Here is a 21,840-nt window from a genome sequence, read left to right as displayed (position 1 = left end):
TAATGTAGAAATTTAGGGGGAGAGTTGAAGTGGGAAAATATAAATATAAAACAATCGATGTGAATGATGTACCCACAATGGCTGAATTACTCGAAAATAGACAGAACCTTGAGGGTGAAGTATATCCATTTCTAAACAATAGCTGTCTTAATGCTGAACATATAACAAATATGCTTGAAAACTTATTTGCTCATAATACTATTAAGGGGATTGGAGCATTTATTAAAGATGACCTAGTAGGATATTTAATCGGAGTCATCAAGAATGACTCTCTAAGAGGCAGACATGTATGGGTACCATATGAAGGGTTGGCAATCAGAAAGGATCAATCCGCTGAGCTTATTAGAAAATTATATGCAGAGATTTCAGTGGTATGGCTAGAGCAAGGTTGCTTTATGCATTACACGATAATCCCTCTTGGAAATCAGGTTTACTATGATGCCTACCAACGATTAAGCTTTTCTATACAACAAGTACATGGGGTCATGAACATTGGGGATTATAAACCATTTGAAAATACATGTAATGCAGAGATTAGGGTTGCAAATAAAATGGATAGTGAAATGATGGGGAAAATGTCTAGGATCATTCAATCGTATCAAAATTCCGCACCTACATTTGAGCCTGTATTCCCTGAGGTTGTCATGAGCATAAAAGACTCATATAAAAGTATAGTAGAGGAGAATGATGATACATGTTTCGTTGCAGTAAAGGATGGACAGGAATTAGGATTTCAAAAATATTATCCTATACATTCAGATTTGATGACACCTGAGCATGCAATAGAGCTAACGATTGCAGGTACTTACTCTTCACAAATGGGAAGAGGTGTGGGAAAAAAGTTGATGAATGAAGGCTGTAGAAGGATGAAAGAGGCGGGCTATGAGAATATCATTACAGATTGGAGAATAACTAATCTTGCTGCATCGGCATTTTGGCCTAAGTGCGGTTTTAAGCCAGTAGCCTATAGAATGGTTAGGTACATTAACAGTGATATAGCCTGGGCAAACTTTAATAACCCAAGTATAGGATTATTGTAAATTTAGTTAGATTTATTAAATTCTGCTGTTATGAAGAATTCAAACAGCTGGCTAGACACTTAAAATTTAGTTTTAGATTGCTTGCCTATACTTCGTAAATATTGACATTTATTTTTTAGACAACTAAGCTTAATGGAAAAATAGTGCTGGGGGGCTGCCAGTGGAATTTATTAAATTAAATTGTCCAAATTGTAATGGGAAAATTGAATATAAAGAAGAGCAAACATTCAAATGTCCTTTTTGTGATACGGAAATCATGTTGAAAGAGAATAAAATTTATTATGTTGATCAAACGATTAATAATTATTATGGAACAGCTTCTCCTCATACATCATCCCGTCCAAAAACAAATTTAAAGCTGCTCTTTATGATACCAATTGTCATGATGTGTGTATTCCTTGGGTATTTTCTTTTAAGTAGTAATCAAACAGAGGATGGAAACCGTGAAGAACTATCCGTTCGAACAATGCCTGAAAGTGAAGTTCTACTGTTCTTTTTAAAAGATATTTTTGATAAAGGTGGGACGATGCCAGCAAAAGAAGAAATTGCAAGTATTCGATATTTGGCTGCCTACTATTCTGACGATCAATGGCATTTTGATTATAGTCTAGAAGATCCTTTTACAAATAAGGAAGCTAAAATTTCTACTTATATCATTATGGATAAATTATTAAATACGCAAAAAATTGAACAAAAGGACTTTGAGGCCTTTACTGGATTAACGGTTTTAAAGCTCATGAATGATTATGAAATATCACAAAGTGAAAAAGTAAGCTTCCAACATCTTGAAAACTTAAAAAGTTATACAGGTAGTTTTAATGAATCATTTAGTAAAATCGCAGGATATTTTAGTGATAAGTCTAATGTTAAAGAGCTCTCTATCCAAATTAGAAGTAATGATGAACTTGCTTTATTATTAGAGTTCCCCAATCTTCAATCTCTAGAACTATCTTATGTGGCTGAAGAGGTGACAGATTTTCAGATTCTAAATAAATTATCGCTGAAATCACTTTCCTTAAAATCAATTAATGATTTAAAGTGGCTGTCTACACTAACTAATCTAGAATCGTTAGCAATAGATATTAGTGAAGCTACAGATTTTAGCCCACTATACTCATTGACTCAATTACAAGAATTAAAACTTACCTCAGTAAGAAATTTAAAAACGCTTGATTTTATACAAAATATGCCTAAACTACAATCTTTAGATCTTGAAAACATGAATATCATCAATTTAGATAGACTTAGAAATATGTCATCTTTAACAAAGCTACGTTTAGCTTCTCCTGGTCAAGTGGAATTGTTGGATATGGTTAACAGTCTAACGTCATTGACGGAGTTATCGTTAACTGGCTATCATGGTGATATTTCATCGATTGTAGCGCCCCATTTGAAAAAAGCAGAGCTGAAGAGTTCATTTTTACCACAGCTAGAAGCACCCGCTTTAAGAGATTTGACGGTTTCTATAAGTGGATCGGATTCGCAATTGAATGGTGCAGAACTACTGAAATACCCACAGCTAGAACAGCTTACAGTCATGGAGTATGGAATTCTTACAGGTATTCGTTCATTAAATGACCTACCTCATTTGCAAACAATCAATTTAAATGAGACCCTCTTTTATGAAACCAATGACTTATTCAATTTGCAGCATGTAAAAATGTTAAACTGTAATGAATGTAATTTTCAGGTGAATAGCAAGCCATTTACGAACAACGTGCTGGAGCATTTAACTTTAAATGATGTTTCCATTCAAATTGGTAATGGGGAATGGGTGCAAGAAGTAGATAAGATCATGCCTTACTTTGCTGGCTTTACAAATTTACGTTCATTCACTTTACAAGATAGTTCACTACAATCGTTAAATTTCTTGGGAAATTGGCAACAAATAGAGGTGCTCCATTTAGAAAATAATGCCATTTCTAATGTAGAACCTTTAGTGAATTTGCCTAACTTAAAAAAGCTATATATTTTAGGGAATCAGGTACAAAATCAATCTGTCTTAGACAAAGGGATTGAAATTTATTGACGCTATACTTAATTATAAAACGTGAACTAATTAAATTGAGGCTGCTCCTAATTTTTCAAACTTTAATGAATTGTATAGTACAGTAATTAAAACCGATATCTCAGTACATTTTAAAGATGCAAAATTAAAATTAGTAAAAAGTAAAAAAATTCTTTTAGAAACATACTTACAATACAAGCCATTATCTTGGTTTGTACTGTAAGTATTTTTTTGTTATATAGCATTTGGAATATTCTGATCATATGACCTTATGGGATTTAAACAATATTTATAAAAAACTTCAGAAAAAATTGACAATTAGATTATTGTAATTTAAAGTTAAGTAAAGTTAACTAAACTAAATGATTTATTGATAGGGGATGATATTATTGAGGCTGTTTGAAGAGATATTAATTGTAGTGCATATTATATGGTTATTTTCTTTTCTTATTAAATTTGATGTAAAAATAAAATTAATAACTAACATCAGTGCATTTATCGTTTTAATTATTCATTTGGGGTTTGAGGGTTATCGATGGCAAATGGGATTAAGTTATATTTTGTTTATTCTTTTATCTGTATTAACAATGAAGGTACTCATACAAACGAACAGAAAAAAAGTAAAATCCATGGTTGGGAACGTGAAAAATAAAAGAAAGGTAAGAAAGTTTTTATATATCTTATTTATTATCATTTACTCGATTAGTAGCTTTGTGTTAGTAACAGTCATGCCTGTTTTTCAACTTCCTAAGCCTACAGGACCTTTTGAAGTGGGCATGAATTCAAGACATCTGAAAGACGAATCCAGGCAGAGCTCAGCACAAAAAGTTCGGGAATTGATGATACAGATATGGTATCCGACAGATGTGGAAAAGGATGTGAAGGAAACACATTATGAACCCTTCCCATACGAAGAATGGTCAGGAACAATGGAATTCATTTTTTCTACACCGCGCGTTTTATTTGAATATTTAAAGTATGGACAAACTAATAGTATAAAAGATGTAGCTGTAACCAATAAACACGAAAAATTCCCTGTACTTTTATTTTCTCATGGATATGGCAGTACAAGAATGCAAAATTTTTCTCAAATGGAGGAAATGGCGAGCCATGGATATATTGTTGTAAGCATTGACCATACAGATGATGCAGCTTATACGAAGTTTCCAGATGGAAGAGAAATAATGAATCAGAAAAACGCATATTCTTATTCCTTTAATATTGCAGATGAGAAAGATGTTAAAACTCGATCGACAGACATGAGCTATGTGATTGATCAATTAACTATCATAAATGATAAGGATCCTGTAGATTTATTTACTGGAAAGTTAGATATGAACAAAATAGGTATATTTGGTCATTCATATGGAGGTTCAACAGCTGCTCAAGCATTGTTGGATGATAGAAGAATTTCAGCAGGAATCAATATAGATGGCCCATTGCATGAGCCAGTAGCCAGCTCAGGATTTAATCAGCCTTTTATGTTTATTTTAGATGAAAATTATCTTTACATACCTGATGAAGAAATACAATATACGAATATAACTACAGAAGAATTTCAAAAGTACCATGATAAAATTACAGAGCTTGCTGATTATCACTATAAGGAGGGGATCAGGGGAGATACTTTTATGCTCACTTTTATAGCAGGAGATCATTATTCTTTTACTGATTTCCCTTATCTCTCTCCTTTATTGTCATGGAATATTGATATAGATCATTTTCATGAAGTTATGAATAAGTATATTTTGGCCTTTTTTGATCAATATGTGAAGGGCGAAGCGCCTGATCCATTGCTTAGAAAAGAGATAATAGAAGACCAGTTTTACTATTTCGAAGCTAATATTAAAAATGATTAATAGTTTAAAATAAATATAGTTGTGTAGGAAAACTGTAATATATTTCTTTATACATTATTCGAACATTATAAATTAGGATGAAATTTTCAAAGGTATTCTTTATTTCTGAATCATTTTTTCTAAATCTACAATTAAAGTTAATTTAATCTAATCTACCAAAGGCAGTCTTTGCTACACTGTTTTGAAAAATGGGTAAGCTTAGATAGGTAGATAATTTTATTAGTCCTTAATCAATTTGATTTTTATTTCCGACAATTTTATTTAATGTATCAAGAATATTTTTTAACTCTATTAAGCTTGCTTTGGAATAATATTTTTCCACAAGAATTTCATCGATTTTTTTAATAAGCTGATGAAACTCTTTTCCTCTATTTCCAAGATAAATAAAGGTCTCTCTACGGTTTGTTAAATTTTCTTGACGATAAATCATATTCATTTCTTCAAGCTTTGAAATAACTTGGCTAACTGCACTTTTTGAAATATCGAAATGAGTTGCTAAATCTTTTGCAATAACTGGTTCATTTCGAATTATATAACTCATAATAATTTCCTGTTGGGGGGTTAAGTGGAAATTCTGTAATTCTTCGATCTCTTTTGTTTCTTGTAAAACTAACAATTTAAACTGCTCAAATTGTTGATTGATTTTGTCTATTATTATTAAATAATCATGCACAGATTTATCATCCTTCATATATCTATTTAAATCTTTTTAGTTAAGTTAATTTTGCTTAACTAATATATATTTGTCAATTTTAAAGGTATAGATGAATTATAGACAATTGTACATTTAATGAAAGAAACATCTTTTTCATTAAACAAAATGAAGATTAAAAGAGTATATACGGATTATTAAAAGGGTGTGGACATTTTTAAAGTGTCAGAAATTTATAAGTGATCCATGTGTGAATATCCTAGTAGTGATTTTAAATTTATGAAAAAGAACAATGAACCGAAATTGAATGAATAATCAGGAAGTATGATACATTAATGTATTTATGTTTCCTCATGACTTCAGATAAAATGGGCGTAGGATTAAAGAACCTATGCCCATTTTTTATAAGTTATTAAGATTTGTCCTACAGTTTGGATAGTTTTATAATGAATGGATGCTTAACAAGAGGAGTTGAAAAGGATATGTTCGTACGTAATAAAGGTTTGTTTTTTATGCTATCTATGCTAGCCATTATTGTTGTTTTGACAGGCTGTGGTACAGCTAAGGATAGTGAGAAAACTGAGGGAAAAACAGCTAAAGAAACACAAGAAACAACGGATTATGCGTCAAAAGTGAAGGAAAATCCAATTGTGACGATTACGATGAGCAATGATGAAAAAATTGTTATTGAATTGGAGCCTACTGTAGCACCAAATACAGTAGCTAACTTTATTGATTTAGTAAAAGGTGGATTCTATGATGGTCTTATTTTCCATCGAGTTATTCCTGATTTTATGATTCAGGGTGGAGATCCTAAAGGGAATGGTACTGGAGGACCTGATTATTCGATTGATGGTGAGTTTACCTCAAATGGATTTGAAAATAATATGAAGCATGAACGTGGTGTTATTTCGATGGCTCGTTCAGATGATCCAAACTCAGCAGGCTCACAATTTTTCATTATGGTAAAGGAAGCATCACATCTTGATGGAAAATATGCTGCTTTTGGCAAGGTGATTGCAGGTATGGAAACAGTTGATGCCATTGTTGGAGCAGAGCGAGATGCTACAAATAAACCACTAGAAGATCAGCAGATGAAAAAGGTAGAGGTGGATACAAAGGGCTTTGATTATCCAGCACCTAAGGTAAACAAATAGTTTTCGTCCCAATGCTATTGGTTAAAATCTATACTATAAACATTAAAAAGGCTAAATCAATTGAGATTTAGCCTTTTATATTTGTTAAAAAATTGAAATTATAAATATTTTTGAGTAATATGAGAAGAAATTTAAGATTGAACGATGTTTTATATAAAGGATCCTTTATGTTTGTGGAAGAAAGGGTGTTTGCATGAGGGTAACAGATGAAAATTTTATAAAACATCTTAAGAAAAAACGAGAAGAAGCACTTCAATATGTCATTGATGAATATATGGGGATTATCAAAGCGATTATTTATAATGCTCTAAAATCCTATAATGATCCTCAAATAATAGAGGAATGTATTAGTGATACATTTCTAGGGGCTTATGAAAATGCTAAACAATTTAGAGGCGATAAAGAGGATTTTAGAAGATGGATTTGCACGATAGCAAAGTTTAAAGCCATTTCGAAACAAAGAAGGTTGTCTAAAACGCCATATTTTTATGAGCTAAATGAAACAGGTGAAGCCGCAATATCGGCTGAAGAGGAATACTTAATCAAGACAACAACGGAGGAAGTGCTCATCATGATGACGCAATTAGAGCAATTAGACCGTGATATTTTTACGATGAAATACTTTTTAAATATGAAAAACGAAGAAATTGCTATTCATTGTGGTTTAACAAAAGCCGCTATTGATAATCGATTATATCGTGGGAAAAAACGATTACAGCAAATTCGTTTGGGGGGAAGTATGACATGAAAAAGCTATATAAACAATTTAATGATTTAAATCTTGATATAAATATAGAGCCGATGGAAGTGAGCTCGCTTGAAAAAGAGAGAGTGAAAAGAAATGTCATGATGGTCAAAAAGAAAAGGCATTTCATTAAAAATTTTATTGTTGCAGCTACTTTTTTTATTGCATCCAGTATGACACTTGGTTATACGTTTCCTACATTTGCTGCAAATTTACCGTTTATCGGAAGTATATTCGAATTGTTTATTGATGATGAAAGGTATGTATTTAACAATTATGATCAGTATTCTACAAGTGTCGGAGTGAGCCAAGAAAGTAATGAAGTTGAAGTCACTGTTACAGATGCTATATATGATGGCGAAAATATTACTATTGCTTACACTATTAAAAGTGAAAAGGATTTAGGAGAAAGGCCAGTTTTATATGGTGACAATCGTGAACTAACTGCTAAGGAATTTGGAAATAGGTATCGATATGGAGGCTATTCAACAAATTATATGGTTCAAAAGATAAACAGCAATGAGTATGCAGTATTGTATATTTTTGAACTCATCAGAGGCTCTAAGCCTGAGGAAGTTCACATTAATTTTCAAGGAAATCAAATTGTTGATTTAAATAATGTAAATAATTCAGTAGCAGGAGACTGGGCATTTGAATTTACTTTAGAGAAGCTTGAAAGTGAAACAATAAGGGTGGAAAAGGATAGTATGAAAACAGAAGGGGAAGGTATAAAAATTGAAGCTTTTAAAATAACGAAAACACCTATCGCTACAACATTTTATCTTTCCGAAGAAGTCTTGGTGGAAAAAGAAAATGAAGCTTGGCGAGGAGTTCTCATTGACTATATTGTGACAGATGACTTAGGGAATTATTATAATGTCATTCATTTTAGAGGAACTGGTCATAGTACAGATTTTCAAGGGCGTAAAAATTTCCCTCGTATTGTTGCAAACAAATTTGATGAACAAGCTACCTCGATTATGATTACCCCTGTAGTAGGTGTATACAAAATTAAGGATAGTACAGGGGCATTAGAACCGATAAAAGAGCCATATACATTAAAGCCTATTGCTGTTCCGATAAAGTAAAAAATTAAAAGAGTATGTAAGAAGAACAACCTTACATACTCTTTTTACTTATCATCTTTCTTTGGGATCGAAATAAGCCATAAAAAATCATCTTCTATTAATATTTGAATGTCTTGCCCCTCACGGATTAGCTGCTCAGCTTTCTGCTGCTTGGCGCTTATACCCCTACGTTTATTACCAAGCACAACGAAATCAGTATGTTGTGTAACAGCTCCCTGTAAATACCCTCCATATGCTTTTACTTGTTTGGAGGCTTCGGATCGTGTCATGGTAGAAAGGGCGCCTGTGAATACAATTTGTTTCTTATAAAAGGGGTGGGTTAGATTTTCAACTGGATCAGAAAAGAAAATGATTTCTGAGTTATCCTTATTGATCATATTCGTTACTCCTTAAAAAATTAATCGATAAATAAATCCACAAAATTTTATATGTATGCTACATTAAAATTAAAAATATAAAGAGGTACATAGACATGAATTCGCAATTGACTGCTTTCATTACTCTTAGCTGCACATCAGGTGTACTAAATTTGTATTTATGTTTATACGTATTTCTAAAACGCTACAATTATACAAAAATTGCTCAATTGTTTATTAGTTATACCGCATTAATTGCGGTATATTGTTTTGCCTCTGCTTTTGGTTTAATCGCTACAACATTAAGTGCCATAAAGGTTTGGACGGCCATCCAATATGTAGGTATGGCTTTTTCAACGCCTCTCGGATTATTGTTTATCATGCAATACCTAGGCTTTCATCTGACAAGGAAAAAGATAATGGCTCTTCTTGCCATTCCATTTATTAGCTTAATCATGGTTGCTACAAATGATATACACCATTTTCATTATAGAGTATTTGAAATAGATCCTATATTAGGGGCACCTTATGTTCATCAGGAAATTGGCATATGGTATATCATTCATGGCATCTTTACTTTTGGCTGTATGTTCGTATCTTTTTTATTAGTATTAATCCATTGGAAAGAGACTACTAAGGCCTACCGGCAACAATTAATTGCCTTAATGTGTGGTCAACTTATTCCTATGATAACAGCATTCATCTATTTATTGGGCTTAACACCTCAAGGAGTTGATCCTGTCCCTATGGTATTATGGGCTTCTTCATTTTTATATTTATGGTCTATTAATTCCTCACGGTTATTTAGGGTGATGCCTGTTGCCAAGGATGCAATATTTCATAGTATCAATGATGGGGTTATTGTGTTAGATGAATCTGCTCGATTAATAGAGTTTAATCAAGCCTGTAGCAAGGTATTTCCTCAGCTAACCAGATCAATGATTGGTAGGGATATTGGGGAAACATGGATTGAAGTAACTGGACAACCGATGCCATTTACATTGGAGGCAGTGGTGAATACGCAAGACATCGAGATTGTGCTTTCTGATCATACTTATCAAGTGCGTGTTACAGAGCTGCAACATGTTAATCATGGTAAGGGGTTATTACTTATTTTCACTGATATAACAGAGTTGAAGGAGCTACAAAGACAGTTAGAGCAACTCGCTTTTTACGATGAACTTACACAAATTTATAATCGTCGAGCTTTTTTTCAACAATGTAATCAGGCTTACAGCGAGGCAAGAGAATCATCCTCAGCTTTTACTGTCATTTTAATGGACATCGATCATTTTAAAAACGTCAATGATACGTATGGGCATGCTATCGGTGATCAATTACTAGTTCATGTCGTAAAGGTTTGTCAGAGTGTGTTGAAAAAAGGAGAACTGTTTGCACGGTATGGCGGTGAGGAATTTGTTCTTGCACTCAAGGACTCTACATTATTAGAGGGGCAAGCATTAGCTAATTTGCTCTGTAATAGCGTAGAATCCCAGCCACTTATGACTACTGAGGGAGCAATTCGTGCTACTATTAGCTGTGGTGTAGCAGAAGGTACAAAGGGACAAGAGACACTGTATCAGCTTTTAAACAATGCGGACAAAGCACTGTATGCGGCAAAACAAGCAGGCCGTAATCGAGTACATGTTTTTCTAGAATAAAAAAGCTAAAATATACAATCATTGAGGCAATGATGTATATTTTAGCTTTTTACTTACCAATTTGTATGGAAAACACCTTGTGCATCAATTCGTTCATACGTATGCGCACCGAAATAATCACGTTGTGCCTGTAACATATTAGCATTAGATGAACCTGTTCGATAACTATCGTAATATGTGAGAGAAGCACTCAAGCAAGGGAACGCGTTTCCTGCTTGGATGCCTTCACAAACTATTTTTCTTAATCCATTTTGATAGTCCATCGACTTTTCTGCAAAGTACGGATCAATTAATAAATTATTTAGAGAAGGTTGCTTTTGATAGGCTTCACTAATAACATTTAAAAATTCTGCTCGAATAATACAACCACTACGGAAAATTAATGCAATATCTTTTAATGGTAAACGCCATTCATAAAGCTCTGATGTCATTTTATATTGTGTAAATCCTTGCGCATAAGCACATATTTTCCCCATATATAGCGCTTGGCGGACGTATTCAATCCAGACATCTTTATCTAGATTTTGTTGTTTATAATTTGGTCCAGATAGTATTGCCTCTGCTTGAATTCGTTCCTCTTTTAATGATGAAATATAGCGAGCGAATAAGGCCTCCGTAATAATTGATGTAGGAATACCATTGTCTATAGATTGCAGGCTTGTCCATTTCCCAGTACCTTTTTGACCAGCTTTATCAAGTATCATATCAATCAGTGGTAATCCTGTTATCTCATCTTTTTTCCTTAAGATTTCAGCTGTTATTTCGATTAAATAGCTTTTCAATTCGCCCTGATTCCATGTTTCAAAGATAGTAGCAATTTCCTCAACGGATAATCCTATATTTTTTCTTAAAAACGTATAGGCCTCCGCAATGAGTTGCATATCTGCATACTCGATTCCATTGTGTACCATTTTGACGAAGTGACCTGCGCCCTTGGGACCAATATACGTACAGCATGGTGTATCATTCACTTGTGCTGCAATCTTTGTCAGTATAGGTGCTACTTTGTTATAGACCTCTTGATCACCACCAGGCATAATAGATGGTCCTGTCAATGCTCCTACTTCACCACCAGAAATACCAATCCCTAAATACCCGATTTCTAAAGCTTTAAGTTCATCGTATCTACGCTCTGTATCTTTATAATGAGAGTTGCCGCCATCCATAATGACATCGCCCTTTTCAAGGAAAGGCACTACTGATTGAATAACTGAATCAATAGCATTCCCAGCTGTCACCATCAAAAAAATCTTTCTTGGTTTTTCTAAAGCTTGTACAAACTCTTCTATTTCATAGTAAGGAGTAAGCGCTTGTCCTTCAACTTTTTGTAGAAGTTTGTCGGTTAAATCTCGTGTGTAATTATAAACGGCTACTTGCTCGCCCTTATTAGCCATGTTTAAAGCGATATTACTGCCCATAACACCTAATCCAATAACGCCAATTGTATTTAACATTGTACTTGCTCCTTTTTAAATATTTTTTAAACAAATAAACTAAGTAATAAAATAAACCCTAAACCAGCTACAGATACAATTGTTTCTAGCAAGGTCCAAGTAGCGAATGTTTCCTTCATGCTCAATCCAAAATATTCTTTAAACATCCAGAAACCTGCATCATTAACATGTGAAGCAATTAAGCTTCCTGCACCTGTTGCCAACACGACCAAGGCAAGGTTTACATCACTTTGACCTAACATTGGAATGACTAAACCAGCTGTTGTTAAAGCAGCAACCGTAGCTGACCCTAATGAAATGCGTAAAATAGCCGCAATAATCCATGCTAGTAAAATTGGCGATAAGGTAGTTCCATGGAAGAGTTCAGCTACATAATCACCGACACCACCATCAATTAAAACTTGTTTGAAGGCACCACCGCCCCCAATAATTAAGAGCATCATACCGATATGGGATATTGCTGTTGTACATGACTCCATTACTTGCTTAATAGGAATTTCCCTTGCGATACCCATTGTATAGACGGCAACTAATAAGGAAATTAACATGGATGTACCAGCTTCACCGATGAAGCGGATACCTGCTAAGAAGCCATTATCTTCAAAGCCAATTGTTTTTTGTAACAGTGTAATAATAGTAGCAATGGACATTAAAATAACGGGTAATAGTGCAGTAAAAACACTTATTCCAAAACTCGGTGTGTCCTCTAGTTCAAATGTTTTTTGTTCACCTAGAGAGGCAATATTTCCAGTTTTGTTGAATGATTCAGGCACTAACCTTTTCGCTAATTTTGTAAATAATGGTCCAGCTAAAATAACAGTCGGAATGGCGATGATAAAGCCATAAAGCAACACCTCACCAATATTTGCCCCAAATTCGCCAGCAATAACAGTTGGTCCAGGATGTGGTGGCAAAAATCCATGTGTGACAGATAAGGCTGCGGTCATTGGAATTCCTAAATATAAAATAGAAACCTTTAATTGTCTTGAAATAGCAAAGACAATTGGGATTAATAGCACAAGACCTACTTCAAAGAAAAGAGCGATACCGATAATAAAGGATGCTGCTACAACTGCCCATTGAATGTTCTTTTCTCCAAATTTATTCACAAGGGTCATGGCAATACGTTGTGCACCGCCAGAATCGGCAATTAATTTTCCTAGCATCGCTCCAAGACCAAATATTAGTGCCAAGTGACCTAATGTTCCACCTAACCCTGCTTCAATCGTTTTTACGATAATATCCAAAGGCATCCCAAGAGCTAAAGCAACACCGAATGAAACAATGATTAATGAAATAAACGTATTTAATTTAAAGCCCATTATTAAAATTAACAGCGCAATAATACCAATACCTACAATAACTAATGGCATGTATTCTCCTCCTCTTTAGTCGGGCTTAATTAAGCTCCTTTGATACTGAGCAATTGACGTATAGTCGTCTGCTAAAACTCTAGATAAACGAATGAAAATTGGGAGTAGTTGTCTATATTCTTTGGCTGCTTCTTCGATTGGCGTATGTTTATAAGTGTCACCAACCATATCAGCGACAACATCAAATGAATCAATTATTCCTGTAGCATATAAGCCTAAAATACAAGCGCCTAGACAGGAGCTTTCATAGCTTTCAGGTACTACTACTTCAGATTCAAAAATATCCGCCATCATTTGTCTCCAAATCTCAGAGCGTGAAAAACCACCTGTAGCTTGAATACGAGTGACAGGGCTTTCCATACATTCCAGTAATGCTAAATAGACAGTATATAAATTGTAGATAACCCCTTCGAGGGCAGCTCGTATCATATGTTCCTTTTTATGAGACATAGTTAAACCAAAAAATGAACCACGGACATCTGGATTCCATAAAGGCGCACGTTCACCTGATAGATAGGGATGGAATAGCAGCCCATCAGCACCAGGTCTAACACGTTCAGCAATTTTCGTTAACACTTCATATGGATCAATACCTAGTCTTTTAGCTGTTTCAATCTCAGAAGAGGCAAACTCATCGCGAATCCAGCGTAATACCATACCACCATTGTTTACGGGTCCACCAATGACCCAATGGTTTTCTGTTAGTGCATAGCAAAAGATTCTACCCTTTACATCTGTTTTGGGCCTATCAATTATGGTACGGATAGCACCGCTTGTCCCAATAGTGACAGCAATTTCGCCTTCTCGAATGGCGTTCACACCTAGATTAGAGAGCACGCCATCACTTGCACCAATGACAAAAGGTGTTTGTGGGTCAATACCAATTTGTTTAGCTAAAAGGTCATTGCAATTTAAAAATAGTTGAGTTGTTGGTACGAGTGTGGATAATTGTGCTTTCGCAATACCTGCAACAGCTAAAGCTTCTTCGTCCCAATCTAATGTATGGAGATTCATCATACCCATACACGAAGCTAATGAATAATCGACGACATATTGATCAAAAAACTTTTTAAAAATGTATTCTTTAATACCGATATATTTCTTCGTTTTGCGCGCGATTTCAGGATGTTCATGCACAAGCCAAGTAATTTTGCTTAGTGGTGACATTGGATGAATAGGTGTACCTGTTCTTTTATAAATTTCATGGCCATTCCAGTCAGTTTTAATTTTATGTGCCCATGCTTCACTACGATTATCCGCCCAAGTGATGACAGGTGTTAACGGTTGATCATTTTCGTCCATAGCGATCACACTATGCATAGCACTACTAAAGGAAACAAATAGTAATGGTTTATCAGAATGGACTTTCATAATGTTGGTAATGGCTTGTAGTACAGCTTGAAAGATTTCTTCTGGATTTTGTTCTGCTGTCGAAATATCCGGTGTATATAATGGATACCCAATATTTTCTTGTTGAATAACCTTCCCATGTTGACTAAATAATACGGCCTTAGTGCTAGTAGTCCCTATATCAACACCTAACATATAGTTAGTCATTTTGTGGCTCAACCCCTTTAGATAGCATTTGCTGTGACCGCCATAAATCTTCTACTTTGCCTTGAACATCATCAAAATTTTCATGTAAGGATTTAATCATAAGCTCTCGATCTTTGGCTCTAATAGCGTCAATATAGAGCTCATGATTTTTCACAATACGAGTAAAATCCTCATATTTCTCTTTAAAGCGCATGCGCATAGATAGTAAAATCAAGCCTTCCATTACTGGCTTTAAATTATTCCAAATCATGGTGATATAGGAATGTCCGATGGAACGAATAATTGTCTCATGGAACATAACATCCTGATAAGAAAATTCGTCTGCATCGTTATACTTAATGGCAACTTTCATCATTTCTAATGTTTTGCTAAGTTCTAGTGCTAAGCTAGTTGTATCCATTTTTATGAGACGTTCAAACACAAATGTTTCAATCAGCAATCGAACATCATAAATTTCTTCAATCTCTTTTTCAGATAAACCAATGACAACAGCACCCATTTTCTCTAATCGAATGATATTTTCAGAAGCTAATATTCTTAAGGCTTCACGAATGGGTGAACGGCTTACTTCAAAATCAGCTGCCAGTTTGTTTTCTGAAAGAATGGTACCGCTTTCAATTAAACCTGAAATAATACGCATTCTAAGTTCATATGCTACGCGATCACCTGTAGAAGCCTTAGAAAGCCATTTTTGTGGATATAAATAATCATTATATTCGCTCATAATATCACCCTTTTTGATTTGGAGTATACTTGTATACAAGTATTATAGTCAGAAAGAAAATAAGATTGCAAGCGACTTACTAACAATCAAAAATTGAAAAATCCTCAACTCTATACTTAGCTAAAAAAAATAATTAATGCACATTCTTTTTTCCTCCTTGGACAAACTTTAGAATGAAAAGTTCGTAAAACTTGTACAAGGTTTTAAAGCTTTTCAAATAATCGATGAAGGATGGTTATGTCAAATATGGATACAAATCGTAACAGATCAAATGGTACGAAAAGTGCAAATAAAACAAATCAACAGCGTCAGACACTTCATCGTGAGGAGTTTGGTGCTGAATTTGAGCTTGATTCAGCTTCAGCACAAATCAATAACTTTGCTGAAACACAAGGAAAAACAGATATCAAGCAACCAGTCAGTGAGAGGACTGCATGGCACTAATTTATATTTGACAACTATTCATGACATTGAGAGAAGGACTAAGGCATATGCCTTAGTCCTTTGATTATAGCCTGGGAAATATTGTGTTTATTTTCTTCCATACATATTATCAGAGCATTTCATAATACTACATCTAGAACAATGAAAACATTTTTAAGAAGGGAAGATATATACATTGGCTAAGCACTCCGATACAAGTTGGAAGCAGGATCATCCTAGCACATTATTTAGTAACTCCGTGCAAAAGGCGGATCGTCTATTAAAGCATGCAAAATCACATCCAGAGGAAATAGCAATAGAACATGCATTTAATCAGATTAAGCATGCTGAAAATGCACGTTTCAATGCAGAACAATATGGTGAGCATTTGGATACGGTTCAGCAAAATAAAGAATATCTAGAGCAGATTAAACAACAATTACATGAAATGAAAAATGATACTGAATAAAAAATAACAATAAACAACGGCTTAAATTCACGCAGTGAGGTTTAAGCCGTTGTTTAAATGTGATTAAATTAACACCAAACAATGATTTCATAGGGAGTGGTTTGAGCAGGAATACTCCTAGTGGTAGGACCATAAACAACAATGAGGTTTCGATTGGCAGGACTATTGGTAAAAGGCTGCCCATTTTTAAGTGAAATAATCGTAGTAGGAGAAAGGTTTAATTGTAATTGTCCATCACTACTCAGTAATTGTTGATTAAAGAAATCTACCTTTACATTATGATAATTGCTTTCTTTTACAATAATTAAAGCACGGTATTGTGGCGGGTAAATCATCGGTACAGGTGCATCTCCATCATAATATCCTGTTACCCATTCACCAGTTGTGACAATTTCACGATTAACAAAATAGGTGGAGGGAGAAATAATAAAATTGACGACCCCACCAGCACCATCTTCTAAGGTCATTATTTTATAACAACCGTTCTTATCTCCGTTTTGCCCAACAGAAAAATCACTGATTTGAGTGATAACACCTCGAAAAGATTTAAAATTGACCATACCCATTCCCTTCTTACATATTTCTCATTTTTAGCGTATCATTTTAATTTATGTAGCATTGTAAAATTAGGTGACAGACGATAAATAGGATGCTATTTGATAGCAATCAACTTATACTAAACATGCTTACTATTAGGACAGAGGAGTGGCATCTATTGAATTGGATTTCTAAAAATAAGAAAATCTTTCTATTGTTAATTTTCGTTGTTATTGTTGTCGCTGGTATACTGGATATTAAATATGAGGGATTATTCTTTCAGCTATTACCTACATCAATACAAACATTTTTATCTAATTTATTTTGAAATGTGGAGAACCGTACCTAAAAGAGTGCGGTTTTTTCATTACCAGAATTTTTGCCACAACATGCAACCAATTGTTTGGATTATCTACTTTATAAGTAAGAGTACATAAAAGGAGAAAATGCAAATGGACGATGAAAAAATAGTTGCTTTATACATACAACGCTCACAGCAGGCTATTTTGGAAACAAGGAAAAAATATGGAGCATATTGTAGAGTAATAGCAAGAAGAATCTTGGCAAATTTGAGGGATGTTGAAGAATGTGAGAATGATGCCTACCTAGCTGCATGGAACACAATCCCTCCACAGATACCAAGAAAACTATCTATTTTTTTAGGGAGAATCATACGTAATATTGCACTTGATAAGCATAGCTATAATACAGCCAAAAAGAGAAACAATGAGTTTGAGGTCATTCTCACAGAGCTGGAAGAATGTCTAGCTTCTTCTCATACGGTAGAAACATCCTATGAAGCGGGTGAACTTGCTCAATACATTAGCCAATTTTTATATACCTTAGATGAACAATCTAGAAATATATTTATTCAACGATATTGGTACTCCTATTCTATAAAAGATATTTCCTTACACTTTCAAATGAGTAGTAGTAAAGTTAAGTCCAACTTATTTAGGACACGTAATAAACTAAGATTTTATTTGGAAAGCGAGGGATTATATATATGAAAAAAGAGGAGTTATATCGTGAAATTGGATTTATAGAGGAAGAATTAATTGAAGCCGCCAACTATGAAGTAAAGAAGAAAAGTTTTTCTAAAAAATGGCTCGCAGTGGTAATAAGTATGATGATCGTAAGCTCAGTTTCTACTGCCACAATAGCAGCAGCTTACTATAAACATCAAAATAATGAGCTTTATATTCGTTATTTATCAGCAGAGGATATGGAACTAATGCCAGCTACAAAATATGATGCAGATAAATTTCTAAAAGCTCTAGATAGTGACAAAGAGGAGTATATCTATATTGCAATAAATAGACTAGTAGAGAGCTATAATGATGAAAAGTTGAGAAATAAGGCGTTAAAGGCTATTCAGCCATTTATACAAAGTGATAACAAAAAAATTGCAAATTCGGCTATTTTTGCTGTCGATATTTTATCGGGAAGCTTTAAAAGTCAGCAGGTATATAAATTAGCAGATGGGAGCGTCTTCTTTACTTTATTCAATAATTATTCAGATTACGGAAGCCAGAATGTTCTTTGGCGTATAAAAGATGATGTGCTAGAGGTATATTCTAGCTTCTCCAGTCCATCAATGTATATTAAAGAGATAATTCCTTCACCTGATCAGAAATTAATTGCTATTGTCACGAACTCTAATAAAAGTGAATTTGTTGAAGTCATCAATGTGGAAGAGCGAATGGTAAGCCCGGAGTTAGTAGAATCTTCAAGGGTTAAATATGGTGCTGAGCAAGGGTTAGATACTTGGATTCGAACAGATCATGAAAACTATAGCTATGTGGATCATCTTAGATGGAAGGGAGATGCTACAATAGAATTTGAAGCTAGTCTCTCCTATGATGATACGGCGATTATTAAAAACGTGGTAGTCACTTATGAAGTTAGCCAAAAGAAATTAACTGTTAAAGAAATTAAATAAGAAGCAGATAAAAACAGAAAACGTATTTAAAGGTTTTCTGTTTTTTCAATAGTATCGTAGAAATAAATCAATTAAAAAGGGAGTGAATGATATCAATGGCAAAATGGAAAATAGCCTTAGAAACGTTCCTGAAAGAATGGCAAGATAAAGAGGAAGTTGTAGGAGCGCTCATATGTGGGAGCTATATTACTGGAAATCCCTCTAAGCGCTCTGATATCGATGTTCATATTATTTTGGCGGATAATGTGGGATGGAGGGAAAGAGGGAATCGTGTTATTGATGGTTTTTTAATTGAATACTTTGCGAATCCACCAAGTCAAATTCGTGGGTATTTCCAAGATGATTTTAAAAAAAGAAGAACCATGTCGATGGTCCAATTTAAAACAGGTAGAATTTTATTTGATTATACTGGAATAATAAAAGACTTGAAATTTGAGGCAGAGGAATGGCTCGAAGAAAAATATAACACAATGAATAAAACGGTCTTAGAAATAAAAAAATATGAACTATGGGATGCACTAGATAATTTAAAGGATTGTTATGAGCAGGATAGAATGGACTTTTCCTTTACCTACCATAACTCATTAGCCAATTTATTTTTGGTGTACTGTCAGTTTTTAAATCTAGAAACGATACCCTTTTATCAAATCTATGCCTATCTTGAAGATCCAATTTACCTGCAAAAATATAGTAAGTCAGCATTTCCAGATGAGGACTTTAGAGAAATTTTTATGAGAGCAATGCATGAGGACAATGCTGAAAAGATGATGGCGTCATATGAAGCAGTAGTAGAGTATGTGTTCATACAAATGGGTGGTTTTCATATAGATGGCTGGCATATAAAAAGCCCAATCGAAAGTTAATCTGTGGGAAATTGAAAGTTAGTTCAGATACAAGACGAGCTCCATATTTATATGTTATTATACAGATATAATAATAAAAAGAACCTATTTTTTATGAAAATGTCAACCATTTTTAGGCCGATTATTCCAATAAGCTTAAATAATTCAATTTTTACCTAGAACAAAAAGTGATTTTTTTGCTTGAATTATGATTGGAAAGGCTCGAAAAAAGCTGATAACTCTCATATAAATAGTTGATATTTTATTCTTGAACTAATTGTGATAAACTGCAATAAGGTAATAATTGATACAGAAATGGTGTGCTCCGAGGTTGCTCCATGGCTACAGTACTTCTAAAGTGGGAGTGCTTACATCCTTTCTGCAAATCTTAACATATAAGGAAGGTAAAAATGAGTAACAGACAAATTAAATCAGATGTTATCTTAATTGGTGCCGGAATCATGAGTGCAACTTTGGGAACATTACTCAAAGAATTAGCACCAGATTGGAAAATTACAGTGTTTGAAAAGCTTGAAAAAGCAGGCGAGGAAAGTTCTCACGAATTAAACAATGCGGGAACTGGACATGCTGCATTATGTGAGCTGAACTACACATCAGAGAAAAAAGACGGATCAATCGATATCAAAAAAGCGATTAATGTTAATGAACAGTTCCATGTTTCAAGACAGTTTTGGTCGTATCTTGTTAACAATAAGCTGATCAATAATCCACAAGACTTCATTATGCCTTTACCACATATGAGTTTAGTACAAGGGAAAGAAAATGTTGAGTTTCTAAAGAAACGTCATGAAACGATGACAAAAAATCCTTTATTTGAAGGAATGGAATTTTCTAATGACCCTGAAACACTAAAAAAATGGATTCCACTTATTATGGAAAATCGTCCTGCTGGTGAAGACATTGCTGCAACGAAAATTGACACTGGTACAGATGTTAACTTTGGTGCTTTAACACGTATGTTAATTGATCACTTAAAAGCAAAAGATGTAGATGTTAACTATAATCATAGTGTTGAAAGTTTAAAACAAGCTAGTGATGGTACATGGGAAGTACGTGTGCACGATTTAGATGGCTGTAAAATGGAATATCATTCAGCAAAATTTGTCTTCCTTGGAGCTGGTGGAGGAAGCTTAGAATTACTACAAAAATCAGGTATTCCTGAAGGGAAACATATTGGTGGATTCCCAATTAGCGGTCTATTCTTAGCATGTAATAATCCAGAAATAGCTGAACAACATCATGCAAAAGTATACGGAAAAGCAAAAGTTGGTGCTCCACCAATGTCGGTTCCGCATCTTGACACACGTTATATTGATAACAAGAAATCATTACTATTTGGACCATTCGCAGGTTTCTCTCCTAAGTTCTTAAAAACAGGTTCAAATATGGATTTATTTGCTTCTGTAAAACCGCATAATATCACAACTTTATTAGCTGCGGGCGTGAAAGAGATGGGCTTAACAAAGTATTTAATCCAACAGCTTATGCTTTCAAAAGAACAACGTATGGAAGAGTTACGTGAGTTCATTCCAAATGCAAAAAGTGATGATTGGGATATTATCGTAGCTGGACAACGTGTACAAGTTATTAAAGATACAGAAGCTGGCGGTAAAGGAACACTTCAATTCGGTACAGAAGTTGTAAGTGCTTCTGATGGCTCGATTGCAGCTTTACTAGGAGCTTCACCAGGTGCATCTACGGCTGTACATGTTATGCTTGAAGTTCTTAATAAATGTTTCCCTCAACATATCAAGGAGTGGGAACCAAAAATTAAAGAAATGATTCCATCTTATGGTCTATCATTAGCAGAAAACCCTGAGCTTCTAAAAGAAATAAATGCAACAACAGATAAAGCACTTGGCTTAAAATAAGTCATGGTAAGCGTTTAAGAAGGAGCTCTCAATCTATTCTGATTGAGAGCTCTTTTTAATT

At 34.2% G+C, this 21,840-nt stretch carries 21 protein-coding genes; 14 read left to right on the top strand and 7 right to left on the bottom strand.

Going from position 1 to position 21,840, the window contains the following annotated elements:
* Positions 1-29: 29 nt before the first annotated feature.
* The 3 genes from HXV90_RS23040 (at position 30) to HXV90_RS23030 (ending at position 4,907) form a co-directional block, all read left to right on the top strand.
* On the top strand, positions 30-1,040 hold the full coding sequence (locus HXV90_RS23040) for a GNAT family N-acetyltransferase (RefSeq protein ID WP_269898060.1): 1,011 nt from the start codon (positions 30-32) through the stop codon (positions 1,038-1,040).
* A gap of 160 nt (positions 1,041-1,200) precedes the next feature.
* Positions 1,201-3,069 carry a leucine-rich repeat domain-containing protein gene (locus HXV90_RS23035; protein ID WP_269898059.1) on the top strand — a complete coding sequence of 623 codons (1,869 nt, stop codon included), beginning with the start codon at positions 1,201-1,203 and terminating at the stop codon, positions 3,067-3,069.
* A 368-nt stretch (positions 3,070-3,437) separates the two neighbouring features.
* On the top strand, positions 3,438-4,907 hold the full coding sequence (locus HXV90_RS23030) for an alpha/beta hydrolase family protein (protein WP_269898058.1): 1,470 nt from the start codon (positions 3,438-3,440) through the stop codon (positions 4,905-4,907).
* 226 nt (positions 4,908-5,133) lie between these two features.
* Here HXV90_RS23030 and HXV90_RS23025 read toward each other — a convergent pair whose 3' ends face one another.
* Positions 5,134-5,580, bottom strand: coding sequence for a MarR family winged helix-turn-helix transcriptional regulator (locus HXV90_RS23025; RefSeq protein WP_269898057.1), 447 nt, complete (start codon positions 5,578-5,580; stop codon positions 5,134-5,136).
* A gap of 461 nt (positions 5,581-6,041) precedes the next feature.
* Here HXV90_RS23025 and HXV90_RS23020 point away from each other — a divergent pair, with 461 nt between their 5' ends.
* The 3 genes from HXV90_RS23020 (at position 6,042) to HXV90_RS23010 (ending at position 8,549) form a co-directional block, all read left to right on the top strand.
* The gene (locus HXV90_RS23020; RefSeq protein ID WP_269898056.1) at positions 6,042-6,716 is read left to right on the top strand and encodes a peptidylprolyl isomerase; all 675 of its coding nucleotides are present in this window, start codon (positions 6,042-6,044) and stop codon (positions 6,714-6,716) included.
* A 193-nt stretch (positions 6,717-6,909) separates the two neighbouring features.
* Positions 6,910-7,464: a sigma-70 family RNA polymerase sigma factor gene (locus HXV90_RS23015; protein ID WP_054548839.1), complete on the top strand. Its 555-nt coding sequence runs from the start codon at positions 6,910-6,912 to the stop codon at positions 7,462-7,464.
* Positions 7,461-8,549, top strand: coding sequence for a DUF4179 domain-containing protein (locus HXV90_RS23010; RefSeq protein ID WP_269898055.1), 1,089 nt, complete (start codon positions 7,461-7,463; stop codon positions 8,547-8,549). The genes HXV90_RS23015 and HXV90_RS23010 overlap by 4 nt, the downstream gene beginning before the upstream one ends.
* A gap of 44 nt (positions 8,550-8,593) precedes the next feature.
* Here HXV90_RS23010 and HXV90_RS23005 read toward each other — a convergent pair whose 3' ends face one another.
* Complete coding sequence (locus tag HXV90_RS23005; protein ID WP_066038338.1) at positions 8,594-8,926, bottom strand: BRCT domain-containing protein; 333 nt, start codon at positions 8,924-8,926, stop codon at positions 8,594-8,596.
* Positions 8,927-9,021: 95 nt separating this feature from the next.
* On the opposite strand from HXV90_RS23005, the gene HXV90_RS23000 reads away from it, so the two are divergent.
* Positions 9,022-10,566 carry a histidine kinase N-terminal 7TM domain-containing diguanylate cyclase gene (locus tag HXV90_RS23000; RefSeq protein ID WP_269898054.1) on the top strand — a complete coding sequence of 515 codons (1,545 nt, stop codon included), beginning with the start codon at positions 9,022-9,024 and terminating at the stop codon, positions 10,564-10,566.
* A 53-nt stretch (positions 10,567-10,619) separates the two neighbouring features.
* Here the strand turns inward: HXV90_RS23000 and gnd are convergent, their stop codons facing one another.
* From gnd to HXV90_RS22980, 4 genes are read right to left on the bottom strand one after another with little or no spacing between them, the layout of a single operon-like run.
* A complete protein-coding gene (gene gnd / locus HXV90_RS22995; RefSeq protein WP_269898053.1) occupies positions 10,620-12,020 on the bottom strand; it encodes a decarboxylating NADP(+)-dependent phosphogluconate dehydrogenase in 1,401 nt (466 codons plus the stop codon).
* A 26-nt stretch (positions 12,021-12,046) separates the two neighbouring features.
* A complete protein-coding gene (locus HXV90_RS22990; RefSeq protein WP_103119026.1) occupies positions 12,047-13,393 on the bottom strand; it encodes a GntP family permease in 1,347 nt (448 codons plus the stop codon).
* A gap of 15 nt (positions 13,394-13,408) precedes the next feature.
* Positions 13,409-14,950, bottom strand: coding sequence for a gluconokinase (gene gntK, locus HXV90_RS22985; RefSeq protein ID WP_115673236.1), 1,542 nt, complete (start codon positions 14,948-14,950; stop codon positions 13,409-13,411).
* A complete protein-coding gene (locus HXV90_RS22980) occupies positions 14,943-15,674 on the bottom strand; it encodes a GntR family transcriptional regulator (RefSeq protein ID WP_048395289.1) in 732 nt (243 codons plus the stop codon). Before HXV90_RS22980 ends, gntK begins: the two co-directional genes overlap by 8 nt.
* 237 nt (positions 15,675-15,911) lie before the next feature.
* Here HXV90_RS22980 and HXV90_RS22975 point away from each other — a divergent pair, with 237 nt between their 5' ends.
* Entirely contained in the window at positions 15,912-16,118 is a 207-nt protein-coding gene (locus HXV90_RS22975; protein WP_054548846.1) for a hypothetical protein, read from the top strand.
* A 175-nt stretch (positions 16,119-16,293) separates the two neighbouring features.
* A complete protein-coding gene (locus tag HXV90_RS22970) occupies positions 16,294-16,566 on the top strand; it encodes a hypothetical protein (RefSeq protein ID WP_004233441.1) in 273 nt (90 codons plus the stop codon).
* Between the two features lie 68 nt (positions 16,567-16,634).
* Here HXV90_RS22970 and HXV90_RS22965 read toward each other — a convergent pair whose 3' ends face one another.
* A complete protein-coding gene (locus tag HXV90_RS22965) occupies positions 16,635-17,126 on the bottom strand; it encodes a hypothetical protein (protein WP_048395293.1) in 492 nt (163 codons plus the stop codon).
* A 155-nt stretch (positions 17,127-17,281) separates the two neighbouring features.
* Here HXV90_RS22965 and HXV90_RS22960 point away from each other — a divergent pair, with 155 nt between their 5' ends.
* From HXV90_RS22960 to HXV90_RS22940, 5 genes are all read left to right on the top strand, one after another.
* Positions 17,282-17,431, top strand: coding sequence for a hypothetical protein (locus tag HXV90_RS22960; protein ID WP_231595739.1), 150 nt, complete (start codon positions 17,282-17,284; stop codon positions 17,429-17,431).
* A 124-nt stretch (positions 17,432-17,555) separates the two neighbouring features.
* Positions 17,556-18,113, top strand: a complete 558-nt coding sequence (locus HXV90_RS22955; protein ID WP_054548847.1) for an RNA polymerase sigma factor — start codon at positions 17,556-17,558, stop codon at positions 18,111-18,113.
* Positions 18,110-19,045, top strand: a complete 936-nt coding sequence (locus tag HXV90_RS22950; RefSeq protein WP_269898052.1) for a hypothetical protein — start codon at positions 18,110-18,112, stop codon at positions 19,043-19,045. Before HXV90_RS22955 ends, HXV90_RS22950 begins: the two co-directional genes overlap by 4 nt.
* Before the next feature lie 95 nt (positions 19,046-19,140).
* On the top strand, positions 19,141-19,908 hold the full coding sequence (locus tag HXV90_RS22945) for a nucleotidyltransferase domain-containing protein (protein ID WP_048395299.1): 768 nt from the start codon (positions 19,141-19,143) through the stop codon (positions 19,906-19,908).
* Positions 19,909-20,297: 389 nt separating this feature from the next.
* The gene (locus HXV90_RS22940; protein ID WP_004233452.1) at positions 20,298-21,779 is read left to right on the top strand and encodes a malate:quinone oxidoreductase; all 1,482 of its coding nucleotides are present in this window, start codon (positions 20,298-20,300) and stop codon (positions 21,777-21,779) included.
* The last annotated feature ends 61 nt before the right edge of the window (positions 21,780-21,840 follow it).

Origin of the sequence: Lysinibacillus sp. JK80 (assembly GCF_027557635.1) — a bacterium.
Taxonomy (GTDB): domain Bacteria; phylum Bacillota; class Bacilli; order Bacillales_A; family Planococcaceae; genus Lysinibacillus; species Lysinibacillus capsici.
Note: the sequence above shows the minus strand (reverse complement) of the source record. Positions and strands in the feature narration are given on the sequence as shown.

Coding starts and splice junctions, on each gene's coding strand:
- HXV90_RS23020 (WP_269898056.1), top strand. CDS start 6,042: ATGTTCGTACGTAATAAAGGTTTGTTTTTTATGCTATCTATGCTAGCC.
- HXV90_RS23015 (WP_054548839.1), top strand. CDS start 6,910: ATGAGGGTAACAGATGAAAATTTTATAAAACATCTTAAGAAAAAACGA.
- HXV90_RS23010 (WP_269898055.1), top strand. CDS start 7,461: ATGAAAAAGCTATATAAACAATTTAATGATTTAAATCTTGATATAAAT.
- HXV90_RS23005 (WP_066038338.1), bottom strand. CDS start 8,926: ATGATCAATAAGGATAACTCAGAAATCATTTTCTTTTCTGATCCAGTT.
- HXV90_RS23000 (WP_269898054.1), top strand. CDS start 9,022: ATGAATTCGCAATTGACTGCTTTCATTACTCTTAGCTGCACATCAGGT.
- gnd (WP_269898053.1), bottom strand. CDS start 12,020: ATGTTAAATACAATTGGCGTTATTGGATTAGGTGTTATGGGCAGTAAT.
- HXV90_RS22990 (WP_103119026.1), bottom strand. CDS start 13,393: ATGCCATTAGTTATTGTAGGTATTGGTATTATTGCGCTGTTAATTTTA.
- gntK (WP_115673236.1), bottom strand. CDS start 14,950: ATGACTAACTATATGTTAGGTGTTGATATAGGGACTACTAGCACTAAG.
- HXV90_RS22980 (WP_048395289.1), bottom strand. CDS start 15,674: ATGAGCGAATATAATGATTATTTATATCCACAAAAATGGCTTTCTAAG.
- HXV90_RS22975 (WP_054548846.1), top strand. CDS start 15,912: ATGTCAAATATGGATACAAATCGTAACAGATCAAATGGTACGAAAAGT.
- HXV90_RS22965 (WP_048395293.1), bottom strand. CDS start 17,126: ATGGTCAATTTTAAATCTTTTCGAGGTGTTATCACTCAAATCAGTGAT.
- HXV90_RS22955 (WP_054548847.1), top strand. CDS start 17,556: ATGGACGATGAAAAAATAGTTGCTTTATACATACAACGCTCACAGCAG.
- HXV90_RS22950 (WP_269898052.1), top strand. CDS start 18,110: ATGAAAAAAGAGGAGTTATATCGTGAAATTGGATTTATAGAGGAAGAA.
- HXV90_RS22945 (WP_048395299.1), top strand. CDS start 19,141: ATGGCAAAATGGAAAATAGCCTTAGAAACGTTCCTGAAAGAATGGCAA.
- HXV90_RS22940 (WP_004233452.1), top strand. CDS start 20,298: ATGAGTAACAGACAAATTAAATCAGATGTTATCTTAATTGGTGCCGGA.